Below are 13,110 nucleotides of genomic sequence, written 5' to 3'. Positions count from 1 at the left end.
CCTGTAGCAAAGCAGGACAACGCTGCCTGTCAGCCACCAGACGAATAACGCAGATTTACAGTAAGGGCTTCTCACCCCTCTGCCACCAGCGCAGCAGCAACCGGTCAATACTTTGCGCAGCACTACGGGTGAAACGATCCATCATTTTTTTACGTTTAGCAAAACGCACTTGTACCACGTCATACTCTTTCATCATTGACAAGATCAAGTCATCACTGGTGGATATATCGTCCACCAGACCGCGCTCTTTTGCCTGAACGCCATACCAGTGTTCCCCCGTGGCCACCGCATCAATATCCAGTCCTGGACGCATCTCATGCACGAACTGTTTAAACAACAGATGTGTTTCATTCAAGTCTTCACGGAACTTTTCCCGGCCTTGTTCAGTATTCTCACCAAACAGGGTTAAAGTACGTTTATACTGCCCTGCCGTGTGCAGCTCCACATCAATATTGTGCCGTTGCAACAAACGATGGAAATTAGGCACCTGGGCGACAACACCTATCGACCCGATAATAGAAAAGGGTGCCGCAACAATGCGCCCGGCGACACAAGCCATCATGTAGCCGCCGCTGGCAGCGACTTTATCAACAGCCACCGTCAAAGGGACCTGTTTTTCACGTAAGCGTTGCAATTGTGAGGCCGCCAGACCGTAACCATGCACCACCCCACCCGGGCTTTCCAGACGCAACAAGACTTCATCCTGGGGTTTAAATACCGCCAGTACTGCGGTAATTTCTTCCCGCAGCGCACCCACTTCATGAGCATCCATACTGCCATTGAAATCAAGCACAAACAGACTCGGTTTACCCGAACTCGCCGTTTCACCTCGCTTCGCCCGTGCTTTAGCTTCTTTTGCTTCCAGTTTGTGTTTCTTCTTTTCTTCTTTATGCCACAGCTTTTGTTGATGACCGTCGAGCATAGCAACGTGCATCTCTTGTTGCATCTCCTGGTACTGCTCGCTCAGGTTGGTTACCTTTAACTCTCCAGGTGTGTTATTTCTGCGTAGCGCGATATTAGCGATAACTATCGCAATCGCGGCAATCGCCACGACGACCGTAACGATTTTTGCCAGGAAAAGTCCATAATTCGCAAGTAGATCCACAAGTTCCGCCTTTATTACTGAACAGTATTTATTTCACTAAGTGTACCTGAAATAGCCTTCTATCTGTAAACTACGATAAAAATGGCACAATGGAGAACAGGTGAGTCGCCTGAATGCCGTTTATTTCCAGGTGACAAGTGTCAGGAATAATCAGGCTGATCCATGAATATAACGCCAGTCAGCCTGCAATGACGCTATCACATTCGCCGTGTTATTCCATTCCGGGGAGTCTATTTTGCATTACCAACCAACAGAAAATTGCCTGGAGCAGCGTATTATTCTTGTGACTGGGGCAAGTGACGGGATTGGCCGTGAGGCCGCGATAACCTACGCCAGGCACGGTGCGTCTGTTATTCTGGTGGGGCGCAATGAAAGCAAATTGCGCGCTGTAGCAGAATCCATTCATCAGCAAGGCTTACCTGAAGCTGACGTGCTATTGCTGGATTACGCCAGCGCAACGGCGGACGATTGCCGTGAACTGGCTGATCGGCTGGCTAAAAAGATCTCGCATCTTGATGGTATCTTGCATAACGCAGGGATCCTCGGTGATTTGGGGCCAATGGCAGAGCAAGATCCCACCACCTGGGAGGCGGTGATGCAGGTCAATGTCAATGTGACCTTTTTTCTGACTCAGGCACTGTTACCCCTGCTGCTTAACGCCACCAGACCCTCGCTGGTATTCACCAGTTCGAGTGTGGGTAAACAAGGCCGGGCTGACTGGGGGGCTTATGCGGTCTCCAAATTCGCGACTGAGGGCATGATGCAAGTTCTGGCAGATGAATATCGTGAACAAAATTTACGGGTTAATTGTGTCAACCCGGGGGGAACGCGTACGGCAATGCGTGCCAAAGCGTTTCCCACCGAAGATCCGAATAAACTCAAGACCCCCACCGATTTGATGCCACTTTATGTGTGGTTGATGGCTGATGATAGCCATCACCAGTCAGGCATCAGTTTCGATGCACAGCCCCAGCGTAAACCAGGAATAGCCCAATGAGTGAATCACGTTATCAGCAACGACAACAACGTCAAAAAGAGCAAGTAGATGCCCGGGTAGCCAGTGCTCAAGAGGAGCGCGGCATTTTGATGGTGTTTACCGGCAATGGTAAAGGCAAAACAACCGCCGCGTTCGGGACAGTGACTCGCACTGTAGGCCATCAGAAAAAAGCCGGCGTTATTCAGTTTATTAAAGGCACATGGCCTAATGGTGAGCGAAATATGCTGGAATCAGCAGGCGTTGAATTCCAGGTCATGGGTACGGGTTTCACCTGGGAAACGCAAAACAGGGAAACGGATAAAGCAGCTTGTCAGGCTGTCTGGGAACATGCCATACGTATGCTGGCTGACGAACACCTTGACCTGGTGGTGCTCGATGAGCTGACCTATATGGTTACCTATGACTATTTAGCGCTGGAAGAGGTGATAGCGGCCCTTAATGCACGCCCGGCACACCAAACCGTGATTATCACCGGTCGCGCTTGTCATCGGGATCTGGTCGAGCTGGCTGATACCGTCAGTGAAATGCGGCCAGTAAAACATGCTTTTGACAGCGGGGTTAAAGCTCAGATAGGGATTGATTACTAACAGGAACCGTGAATTTCAGAGGGAATATGGGTTTCCCTCTGCATAAGATTCGCGGGTTTAGCTACTGCGCCCACCGGAACGACGCCCTGTCACCTGACCGTGACGCTTTACCGCCCGGCGAATTTGGTTCGCTTTCAGACGACGGCGATCTTTTTCTACCGCAACTTTACTGCCGGTCTCTTCATCTAAACCAACTAAAGTACGCAGGTAGTTGGTCGGCCCCAAATCAAGTTCAGTGTATCCACCCCGTGGTAAACCTTTTGGCAGGTTGATATCACCGTAACGAACACGGATCAGGCGACTGACCTGGACACCAACCGCCTCCCATAAGCGGCGAACTTCACGATTACGCCCCTCAGTCAGGGTGACGTTGTACCACTGGTTAATCCCTTCCCCGCCACTGAATTTAATCGTTTTAAAGGCTGCCGGGCCATCTTCTAACTGTACACCCCGTGAAAGCTGTTTGATTTTATCTTCATCAATCTGACCAAATACCCGAACAGCATATTCCCGCTCAACTTCACGGCTTGGGTGCATCAGGCGGTTAGCCAGCTCACCATCAGTGGTAAACAGCAACAGACCACAGGTATTCACATCAAGGCGTCCAACCGCTATCCAGCGTGCTCCACGTAATTTAGGCAAACGATCAAACACCGTAGGGCGACCTTCCGGATCGTTACGGGTACAGAGTTCCCCTTCTGGCTTATAATAGGCCAGTACACGGCAAATCTGCTCAACAGACTCTTTCACCGAGATCAGATGGCCGTCAATACGAATTTTAAGCCCTGGGGTGACGTCCACACGATCCCCCAGCGTGGCGACTTTACCGTCAACACTTACGCGGCCTGCAGAGATAATTGTTTCAATCTCACGACGAGATCCATGACCAGCACGAGCCAGTACTTTTTGTAACTTTTCGCTCATTGAGCTTCCTCGGTGTCGCCTTCACAGGCGTCTACTATTCTTTAGAAAAAACAATAAGTTAATGAAATATCAACTAACTTACTGATAAGTAACTCTTTCATGGTATACAGCGCGGCAAAATAATGCGTTACATCGGCTGTCACACACAATGATTCGTGGGCGCACATACTACACGAATTTTAGATTAAATGGTTCATCAAGTTATATTCGTGTGATTTTAACAATATGACCACTGTCAGGGCACTCACCCGGGGACAAAATCAGGCACGTTCCCGGTCGGGAACCAGGCAGTTAACTGCCGCATATCATCCTGAGAAGGAACGGCAAAAATACAGTTCACTTAACGACTAACGCTGACTGGATGATTCACTCACGCACTGACTGTGACTGATATTCGTATCCAGTATTTTTTGGGTCTCTTTCGCTGCTGGTCCAATTAAAAAGACGGGTCTGCCCTCGGTTATCCAGCGGCTATACTCTTTAAGCTGCCGGCCGTTTAATACCTTATCAACCCAAATCATAATATGATCAGCGTTTATTTTTTCCAGTTTAGGCAATATCACCACACTACTTAAGACTTCGACCCGGAAACCATCGCTGGCATACCGTATAGATTCCAGCCAAATATCGACGCTGTCTTTCAATGACATGGCCAGAATGTACATGCTGCCACCAAAACGCTTACGTCCGCTGGCCAGTACAAAAGTTGCGTATTCAATAATGGTGCTGTCCAGCACCGCTTTGGCCATCTGCAAGTCTGCCCGTTTATCGGCATTGATCCAGGCCCGTAGCGGGCGGATAACTTCATCAATGAAAATGGCCGGTGGAATATCCCGACCGTGACGCCACATCAAATTCCGGAGTCTGGCGGGCTGCTGCTGCTGGCAATAAGTGAGAAAGTGTTCTTGTACGTCAAACCAGCCAGATGCGCGACACGTCTCAGCCCCATTAAGTATCGCGAGCATGCTACTGAGTGCTACGCCCTTCTCCAGCCAGCCAACGATTTCACGAACTCTTGTGCAGTGGTCAATATCAAAAAAACGATGGCCTTTTTCATCAATGTGAGGGGTTATCAGCCCATAACGTTGCCAGCTCCGAATATTGGCTGGGGTAACACCACACTGAGAGGCAAAGACATCAATATTGAAACGTGCCATAGTTTTCCCTTACAGAAAAGGTGTGACGTCACCAACCCCCTCACGCAGAATTATCGGCGTATCTTCGGTCAGGTCAATCACTGTTGTCGGTTGCTGCCCCAAATACCCCCCGTGAATAATTGCGTCGACAACTTTTTCCAGCCTGTCTTTTATCTCTTCCGGGTCTGATTCGGTAAACTCACTGCCGGGCAACATTAACGATGTCGAAAGCATCGGTTCATTTAATACTTCCAGTAAGGCCTGGGCTATCGGATTGGAGGGGACGCGCAAGCCAATGGTTTTACGTTTCTCCTGCAACAGACGGCGCGGCACCTCTTTTGTACCTTTAAGCACAAAAGTATAATTACCTGGCGTGTTATTTTTAATTAAACGAAATGCCACGTTATCAACAAAAGCATAAGTAGACAACTCAGACAAATCCCGACACATTAACGTAAAATTATGCCCGTCCGGTAACTGGCGAATTCGGCATATACGCTCCATCGCGCTTTTATCTTCAATTTTGCAGCCCAGTGCATAGCCGGAATCGGTAGGGTAAACAATAACCCCACCTTTGCGAATCACCTCCACAGCTTGATTGATCAAACGGGGCTGGGGGTTATCCGGGTGAATATACAAAAACAGACTCATAGACTTATCTCTTCTTACTAAGGGCAATTTGCCCAGCGCAGCCATACTGGTTCAACACCTGCAGGCAGCCATAATTTGCGCCCCAGCTCGATCCATGCGCAAGGCTGATGGAAATCGGAGCCTTGTGAGGCCAGTAAATTAAATTGTCGGGCATAACTTGCCAGCAAAGTACGTTCGTTAGGTGCTTGCTGGCACTGTGCGACTTCCATGGCATCTCCGCCACATTCGGAAAAATACGCTAACAGTCGTTTTAACCATTTGGCGCTCAAACCGTAGCGTGCCGGATGGGCTAAAACCGCCTGTCCACCCGCCTGGTGAATCACATCAATTGCCTGCTGTATAGTACACCATTGAGGGGCAACATATCCCGTTTTACCTTTTGCAAGATACTTTTTGAAAACATCAGCAATGCTATTTGCTCGTTTCTCCTCCACCAGGAAGCGCGCAAAGTGCCCCCGGGTAATCTCGCCCCCCTGGGCATGTCGCATAGCGCCCTCCAGTGCCCCCGGAATTTTGGCTTTATCAAGACGCTCGGCAATCAGCACGGCTCGCTGCTGTCGGCGTTCGCTCTGGGCGCGCAACAAGTGAGTGATCTGCGGATGCGTCTCTTCAATATTCAGCCCCACAACATGAATCTCAATATTTTCCCAGAGTGTGGATATTTCCACCCCACTGACAAGCTGTAATGGCAAATTCGCGTCCGCAATGGCTTGTCTGGCGGGAGCAATACCGGCAACTGTATCGTGATCCGTAATGGCCAGTACATTAACCCGCATGTCCACCGCTCGCTGCACCAACGCATCCGGGGAAAGAACACCGTCAGAGGCTGAGGTATGGCTATGTAAGTCGTGAATGATGACCCGCCCTGTTTCGTTCAAAATAGCTCCGGCAAACAAAAAATTGATCTGGGTGCCCTATCATACCGATATTCAGTGGTTTAAAAAAATCGCTATTGACAACTTCCCTGTGAACTAGTTTACTAGTACGAAAGTTCACTTAGTCAGGTATCTGAATATGAAAGCGATGATTTGTTTAAACCGTGGTTGGCGTACTTCCTAAAACAGGACGGCGCGCGCATTCATGCTATTTGTCAGCACAGATATCCAGCCCGCCACCATGCGGGCTTTTTTATGAACAAAATTTGAGACATTCCATGCAACCACAAAAATACACACTTGAATTACTGAGCAGTGAGGCAGCTTACTGTGAAAACCCAACAGCCCTGTTCCACAAACTTTGTGGTGCCCGCCCGGCAACGTTATTGCTGGAATCTGCGGATATCAACAGCAAAGACGATTTAAAAAGTCTGTTACTGGTTGACAGCGCGATGCGCATTATTGCTGAGGGCAATACGGTAACGTTACAGGCACTGTCTCCAAACGGTGCGGCACTACTCCCGTTACTGGACAACGTTTTGCCTGACGATGTGAAAAGCGAGCAGCACCCCTCGTCACGGGTTTTGCACTTCCCGGCTGTCAGTGCATTACTGGATGAAGATGCCCGCCTCTGTTCCCTGTCGGTCTTTGATGCTTTTCGTCTGTTGCAGGCATGCGTGAATGTGCCAACAGCTGAACGTGAAGCCATGTTTTTTGGTGGACTGTTTGCCTATGATCTGGTTGCCGGATTTGAAGCCTTGCCGCCAGTTGAAAGAGATAATAATTGCCCTGATTACTGTTTCTATTTGGCGGAAACCTTACTGATTATCGATCATCAGAAACAGCAAACCCGGATTCAGGCTAGTCTGTTCACGCCGCTGGAAAGCGAGAAAACACGTCTCAAGGGGCGGATGGCACAGATAAAAGCCCAGATGGAGGAGCCTGTAGACAGCGTCCCCGTCCAGGTGGTTAATTCCCTGCGTTATGATGTCAATCAAAGCGATGAAGCTTACGGTGCCGTGGTTCGCCAGATGCAGAAATCAATCCGTGCCGGGGAGATTTTCCAGGTCGTACCATCACGCCGTTTTTCTCTGCCTTGCCCGTCACCACTGGCGGCTTACCAAACCCTGAAAAAGAGCAATCCCAGCCCTTATATGTTCTTTATGCAGGATAACGATTTCACCCTGTTTGGTGCGTCACCGGAAAGCTCACTGAAATATGACGCCAGTAACCGCCAGATTGAAATTTACCCTATTGCCGGTACACGTCCTCGTGGGCGTCGTCCTGATGGCTCATTGGATCGCGATTTAGACAGCCGTATTGAGCTGGAAATGCGCACCGATCAAAAAGAGTTGTCCGAACACCTGATGCTGGTTGATTTAGCCCGAAATGATCTGGCCCGGATTTGTACACCAGGCAGTCGTTACGTAGCCGATTTAACTAAAGTGGACCGCTACTCTTTTGTTATGCATTTGGTTTCCCGCGTCGTCGGAGAGTTGCGCCATGACCTTGATGCACTCCATGCCTATCGGGCCTGTATGAATATGGGGACGCTCAGTGGAGCACCTAAAGTCAGAGCCATGCAGCTCATTGCTGAGGCCGAAGGAGTGCGCCGGGGAAGCTACGGCGGTGCCGTGGGATATTTCACCGCTGCCGGAACGCTGGACACCTGTATTGTTATTCGTTCTGCCTATGTTGAAGAAGGGATCGCAACCGTCCAGGCGGGTGCGGGTGTCGTTCTTGACTCCGATCCCCAGTCTGAAGCAGACGAAACCCGTAATAAAGCCCGCGCAGTTCTGCGTGCGATTGCCAGTGCACACCATGCTCAGGAGCGTTTCTAATGGCTGATATTCTGCTGCTCGATAATATCGACTCTTTTACTTATAACCTGGCAGACCAGCTGCGTGCGAGTGGGCATAATGTCGTAATTTATCGTAACCATCTGCCCGCACAAACGTTAATTGACCGTCTGGGAACCATGAATAACCCTGTACTGATGCTTTCACCTGGTCCAGGCACCCCCAGTGAGGCGGGTTGTATGCCAGAACTGCTGACCCGTTTAAAAGGACGTTTACCCATTATAGGTATCTGCCTGGGGCACCAGGCGATTGTTGAAGCCTACGGTGGCTATGTTGGACAAGCGGGTGAGATCCTGCACGGTAAAGCGTCAGCCATTACCCATGACGGTGAAGGGATGTTTGCCGGCCTGCCAAACCCGTTACCGGTGGCCCGTTACCATTCCCTGGTGGGCAGTAATATTCCCGCGGGATTAACCATCAATGCCCAGTTCGATGGTATGGTTATGGCAGTACGTCACGAGGTCGATCGCGTTGCGGGTTTCCAATTCCATCCTGAGTCCGTGCTCACCACCCAAGGTGCGCGATTACTGGAGCAGACGCTTGACTGGGCACTCCTGAAACTGAAACAGACCAATACGTTACAGCCCATACTGGACCAGTTATATCAAGGCAAGACACTGAGTCGGGATGATAGCCACCAGCTTTTCTCCGGTATTGTACGTGGCGAATTAAAGCCTGAACAGTTAGCCGCGGCGTTGGTGAGTATGAAAGTTCGTGGTGAACATCCTCATGAGATAGCCGGCGCAGCGAGTGCCCTGCTGGAACATGCCAGTGCCTTTCCAACACCAGACTACGAGTTTACCGATATTGTCGGTACTGGTGGTGATGGCAGCAACAGCATTAATATTTCCACCGCCAGTGCCTTTGTTGCCGCCGCTTTGGGCATGAAAGTGGCTAAACACGGGAACCGTAGTGTTTCCAGCCGATCCGGTTCATCTGATTTATTAGCCGCCTTCGGTATTAACCTGGATATGAGTGCGGAAGCATCCCGCCAGGCACTGGACGAATTGGGGATCTGTTTCTTATTCGCGCCCAAGTATCATACAGGTTTCCGCCACGCCATGCCGGTACGGCAACAGCTGAAAACACGGACTCTGTTCAACGTACTGGGGCCACTGATTAACCCGGCCCATCCCCCTCTGGCACTGATTGGTGTCTACAGCCCGGAACTGGTCCTGCCCATTGCTGAAACTTTACGTATGTTAGGTTACAAGCGGGCAGCAGTCGTACACAGCGGCGGAATGGATGAGGTCTCCCTGCATGCCCCGACACAGGTAGCGGAGCTGCGCGATGGCGAAGTCAGCAGCTATACCTTAACGTCGGCGGATTTTGGCCTGGAACCTTATGTTCAGGAGGCGCTGGCAGGCGGTTCGCCTGAAGAAAACCGTGACATTCTCACCCGGCTGTTACAAGGTAAAGGTGACATTGCCCATGAGTCTGCTGTGGCAGCCAATGTCGCCATGCTGATGCGTTTACATGGTCATGAAGATTTGAAAGAGAATGCCCGACAGGTACTGAAGGTCATTCGTAGTGGGGCCGCCTACTCGCGCGTTACCGCCCTGGCAGGGAGAGGATAAGCCATGCAAGAGACCGTATTAACTAAAATCGTCGCCGACAAAGCACTGTGGGTTGCCGCGCGGAAACAACAGCAACCGCTGGAACACTTTCAAGAACAGATAGTAACCAGTGACCGTGATTTTTATCAGGCTCTGAGCGGACCACGTACCGTATTTATTCTTGAATGCAAGAAAGCGTCCCCATCCAAGGGCGTGATCCGCGAAAATTTTGACCCACAACAGATTGCCAGTGTGTATAAGCACTATGCATCAGCGATTTCAGTCTTAACCGACGAAAAATATTTTCAGGGTAGTTTCGACTATCTGCCCCTGGTCAGGGCGCAGGTGACTCAGCCCGTACTATGCAAAGACTTTATTATTGATCCCTACCAGATTTATCTGGCCCGTTTCTACCAGGCAGATGCCTGTTTGTTGATGCTCTCCGTGCTGGATGATGAGCAGTACCGCCGTCTGGCCGCCGTCGCCCACAGTCTGAATATGGGGGTACTGACGGAGGTCAGTACTGAGGAGGAGCTGGTACGAGCCATTGCCCTGGAAGCCAAAGTGGTCGGAATTAATAATCGCAACTTACGCGATCTTTCCATCACTCTTGACCGTACCCGGCAGCTTGCCCCTCGACTGCCACGTGATGTGACAGTGATCAGTGAATCGGGCATTAATACCTATGCTCAGGTACGGGAACTCAGTCATTATGCCAACGGTTTTTTAATCGGCTCGGCGTTAATGGGTGAACCTGACCTGGCTCTGGGCGTCCGTCGGGTACTCCTGGGAGCGAACAAAGTCTGCGGTTTGACACGCCCTGAAGATGCCGCCGCGGCTTACCATGCCGGTGCAAACTATGGCGGATTGATTTTTGTTCCGGCCTCTCCCCGCCAGGTCACTCAGCAGCAGGCGATGGCGATAATTACCGCTGCCCCACTGCGTTACGTGGGCGTCTTCCGCAACCAGCCAATTGATGATGTCGTGGCCAAGGCCATCGCCCTGAAGCTTGCCGCCGTTCAGTTACATGGGGACGAGGATCAGACTTATATCAATACGTTGCGTGAAGCGCTACCTGCAGCTGTTGAAATTTGGAAGGCCCTCAGCGTGGGCGCTTCACTGCCAGCACGCAACATCCAGCAGGTTGACAAATATGTCCTGGATAATGGCCAGGGCGGCAGCGGGCAGTCTTTCGACTGGGGCCTGCTGGCAGACCAGCCACTGGATAATGTTCTGCTGGCGGGTGGCTTGAATGAAAGTAATTGTCTGAGTGCGGCTAAACTGGGCTGCGCCGGTCTGGATTTTAACTCTGGTGTGGAAAGCGCGCCAGGTATTAAAGATGCTCACAAGCTGGCTGCGGTCTTCCAGGCCCTGCGAGCTTACTAAGGAGATGTTGTGATGACCTTATTGAACCCCTATTTTGGCGAGTTTGGTGGTATGTATGTCCCCCAGATCCTGATGCCTGCGTTACGCCAGCTTGAAGAGGCGTTTGTCGCGGCTCAAACCGACCCGGCGTTTCAGGCCGAATTTACCGATTTGCTAAAAAATTACGCCGGGCGCCCCACCGCCTTGACCAAATGCCGTAATTTAACGGCTGACACCCGTACGACGCTCTATCTGAAACGTGAAGATCTGCTACACGGTGGTGCTCATAAGACCAACCAGGTTCTGGGGCAGGCTTTGCTGGCAAAACGTATGGGGAAAACCGAAATCATTGCTGAGACGGGGGCGGGTCAGCATGGTGTGGCCTCAGCACTGGCATCCGCCCTGCTGGGGCTGAAATGCCGGATCTACATGGGCGCTAAGGATGTTGAACGCCAGTCTCCAAACGTATTCCGTATGCGTCTGATGGGCGCAGAGGTGATCCCTGTCCACAGTGGGTCGTCCACCCTGAAAGATGCCTGCAATGAGGCACTGCGCGACTGGTCTGGCAACTATGAAACCGCACACTATATGCTGGGCACCGCTGCAGGCCCGCACCCTTACCCAACGATTGTCCGTGAATTTCAGCGTATGATTGGTGAGGAAACCAAAGCACAAATCCTCGAAAAAGAGGGGCGTCTGCCTGACGCTGTGATTGCCTGTATCGGGGGGGGTTCCAACGCCATCGGGATGTTTGCAGACTTTATTGATGATGCCGGAGTGGGCCTGATTGGAGTGGAACCTGCAGGTCATGGCATTGAAACCGGTGAACATGGCGCACCACTGAAGCATGGTCGGGTGGGCATCTACTTCGGTATGAAATCCCCAATGATGCAGACCGAGGATGGCCAGATTGAAGAGTCGTATTCTATTTCTGCGGGTCTGGACTTCCCGTCGGTCGGGCCACAGCATGCCTACCTGAACAGTATTGGTCGCGCGGATTATGTCTCCATTACTGATGATGAAGCGCTGGAGGCTTTTAAAGATCTGAGCCGCCAGGAGGGCATTATCCCCGCACTGGAATCGTCACACGCCCTGGCATATGCCCTGAAAATGATCCGGGAAAACCCGGAAAAAGAGCAACTCCTGGTGGTGAACCTCTCTGGTCGTGGCGATAAAGATATTTTCACCGTCTATGATATTCTGAAAGCGCGAGGGGAAATTTAATGGAACGCTATCACCAACTGTTTAAACAACTGCAGGAAAAGAAAGAAGGCGCTTTTGTTCCCTTTGTTACACTCGGTGACCCTGGCCCTGAGCTGTCACTGCGTATCATTGATGCCCTGGTTGAAGGTGGCGCGGATGCTTTAGAGTTGGGTATCCCCTTTTCTGATCCCCTGGCAGATGGTCCAACCATCCAGAATGCCAATCTGCGTGCTTTCGCTGCCGGCGTTACCCCCGCCCAGTGCTTTGAAATGCTGACCCTTGTCCGCCAGAAGTATCCGGACTTACCGATTGGTTTACTGATGTATGCCAATCTGGTATTTAGCCCGGGTGTTGAGGCATTTTACGCCAAATGTGCCGCTGTGGGGGTTGACTCTGTGTTGGTTGCGGATGTCCCCGTGGAAGAGTCTGAAGTTTTTCGTAACGCGGCACTGCACCATGACGTGGCCCCTATTTTCATCTGTCCACCTAATGGGGATGATGCGCTGCTGCGTGACATTGCGTCACGGGGCCGTGGCTACACCTATCTGGTTTCACGTGCTGGAGTTACAGGTGCCGAGAGTCGCGCTCAGTTGCCCTTGCACCACCTGATTGAAAAACTCACTGAGTATCATGCAGCCCCGGCTCTGCTCGGTTTTGGTATTTCAGAGCCATCACAAGTGCGTGAGGCGATTAAAGCAGGTGCCGCGGGGGCCATTTCTGGCTCCGCGATTGTGAAAATCATTGAGAACCATCTCGATGCCCCTGAACACATGCTTGAACGCCTGAAACAGTTTGTCGCCGAAATGAAAGCGGCTACACGTCAGTAAATTGACGGCTGATGCCATTACCTCA

The 13,110-nt window shown here is 51.2% G+C and carries 12 protein-coding genes and 1 other annotated feature; of the genes, 7 read left to right on the top strand and 5 right to left on the bottom strand.

Going from position 1 to position 13,110, the window contains the following annotated elements; all coding sequences use genetic code 11:
• Window positions 1-55: 55 nt before the first annotated feature.
• Complete coding sequence (gene sohB / locus JK154_RS02435; RefSeq protein ID WP_211990878.1) at window positions 56-1,105, bottom strand: protease SohB; 1,050 nt, start codon at window positions 1,103-1,105, stop codon at window positions 56-58.
• Window positions 1,106-1,340: 235 nt separating this feature from the next.
• On the opposite strand from sohB, the gene JK154_RS02430 reads away from it, so the two are divergent.
• On the top strand, window positions 1,341-2,102 hold the full coding sequence (locus tag JK154_RS02430) for a YciK family oxidoreductase (protein WP_211990877.1): 762 nt from the start codon (window positions 1,341-1,343) through the stop codon (window positions 2,100-2,102).
• A complete protein-coding gene (gene cobO / locus JK154_RS02425) occupies window positions 2,099-2,689 on the top strand; it encodes a cob(I)yrinic acid a,c-diamide adenosyltransferase (protein ID WP_211990876.1) in 591 nt (196 codons plus the stop codon). Before JK154_RS02430 ends, cobO begins: the two co-directional genes overlap by 4 nt.
• Before the next feature lie 57 nt (window positions 2,690-2,746).
• Here cobO and rluB read toward each other — a convergent pair whose 3' ends face one another.
• The 4 genes from rluB to JK154_RS02405 all read right to left on the bottom strand — a co-directional run bounded on the left by rluB (window position 2,747) and on the right by JK154_RS02405 (window position 6,278).
• On the bottom strand, window positions 2,747-3,613 hold the full coding sequence (rluB, locus tag JK154_RS02420; RefSeq protein WP_211990875.1) for a 23S rRNA pseudouridine(2605) synthase RluB: 867 nt from the start codon (window positions 3,611-3,613) through the stop codon (window positions 2,747-2,749).
• A 347-nt stretch (window positions 3,614-3,960) separates the two neighbouring features.
• Complete coding sequence (locus tag JK154_RS02415; protein ID WP_211990874.1) at window positions 3,961-4,770, bottom strand: MerR family transcriptional regulator; 810 nt, start codon at window positions 4,768-4,770, stop codon at window positions 3,961-3,963.
• Window positions 4,771-4,779: 9 nt separating this feature from the next.
• Window positions 4,780-5,400 carry an L-threonylcarbamoyladenylate synthase gene (locus JK154_RS02410; RefSeq protein ID WP_211990873.1) on the bottom strand — a complete coding sequence of 207 codons (621 nt, stop codon included), beginning with the start codon at window positions 5,398-5,400 and terminating at the stop codon, window positions 4,780-4,782.
• Window positions 5,401-5,417: 17 nt separating this feature from the next.
• Window positions 5,418-6,278 carry a PHP domain-containing protein gene (locus JK154_RS02405; RefSeq protein WP_211990872.1) on the bottom strand — a complete coding sequence of 287 codons (861 nt, stop codon included), beginning with the start codon at window positions 6,276-6,278 and terminating at the stop codon, window positions 5,418-5,420.
• Window positions 6,279-6,438: 160 nt separating this feature from the next.
• Window positions 6,439-6,532: a sequence feature (Trp leader region), on the top strand.
• 21 nt (window positions 6,533-6,553) lie between these two features.
• Between JK154_RS02405 and JK154_RS02400 the strand changes: the two genes are divergently transcribed.
• Genes JK154_RS02400 through trpA form a run of 5 tightly spaced genes read left to right on the top strand, consistent with a single transcriptional unit; the run spans window position 6,554 to window position 13,085 of the window.
• Window positions 6,554-8,116, top strand: coding sequence for an anthranilate synthase component 1 (locus tag JK154_RS02400; RefSeq protein WP_211990871.1), 1,563 nt, complete (start codon window positions 6,554-6,556; stop codon window positions 8,114-8,116).
• Window positions 8,116-9,711, top strand: a complete 1,596-nt coding sequence (gene trpD, locus JK154_RS02395; protein ID WP_211990870.1) for a bifunctional anthranilate synthase glutamate amidotransferase component TrpG/anthranilate phosphoribosyltransferase TrpD — start codon at window positions 8,116-8,118, stop codon at window positions 9,709-9,711. Before JK154_RS02400 ends, trpD begins: the two co-directional genes overlap by 1 nt.
• 3 nt (window positions 9,712-9,714) lie before the next feature.
• The gene (trpCF, locus tag JK154_RS02390; RefSeq protein WP_211990869.1) at window positions 9,715-11,076 is read left to right on the top strand and encodes a bifunctional indole-3-glycerol-phosphate synthase TrpC/phosphoribosylanthranilate isomerase TrpF; all 1,362 of its coding nucleotides are present in this window, start codon (window positions 9,715-9,717) and stop codon (window positions 11,074-11,076) included.
• A 9-nt stretch (window positions 11,077-11,085) separates the two neighbouring features.
• The gene (trpB, locus tag JK154_RS02385) at window positions 11,086-12,279 is read left to right on the top strand and encodes a tryptophan synthase subunit beta (protein ID WP_211990868.1); all 1,194 of its coding nucleotides are present in this window, start codon (window positions 11,086-11,088) and stop codon (window positions 12,277-12,279) included.
• A complete protein-coding gene (trpA, locus tag JK154_RS02380) occupies window positions 12,279-13,085 on the top strand; it encodes a tryptophan synthase subunit alpha (RefSeq protein WP_211990867.1) in 807 nt (268 codons plus the stop codon). The genes trpB and trpA overlap by 1 nt, the downstream gene beginning before the upstream one ends.
• The last annotated feature ends 25 nt before the right edge of the window (window positions 13,086-13,110 follow it).

Source organism: Citrobacter sp. JGM124 (assembly GCF_018257795.1).
GTDB lineage: Bacteria > Pseudomonadota > Gammaproteobacteria > Enterobacterales > Enterobacteriaceae > JGM124.
The sequence above is the reverse complement of the archived record's forward strand: the minus strand, read 5'-3'. Positions and strand labels throughout refer to the sequence as shown.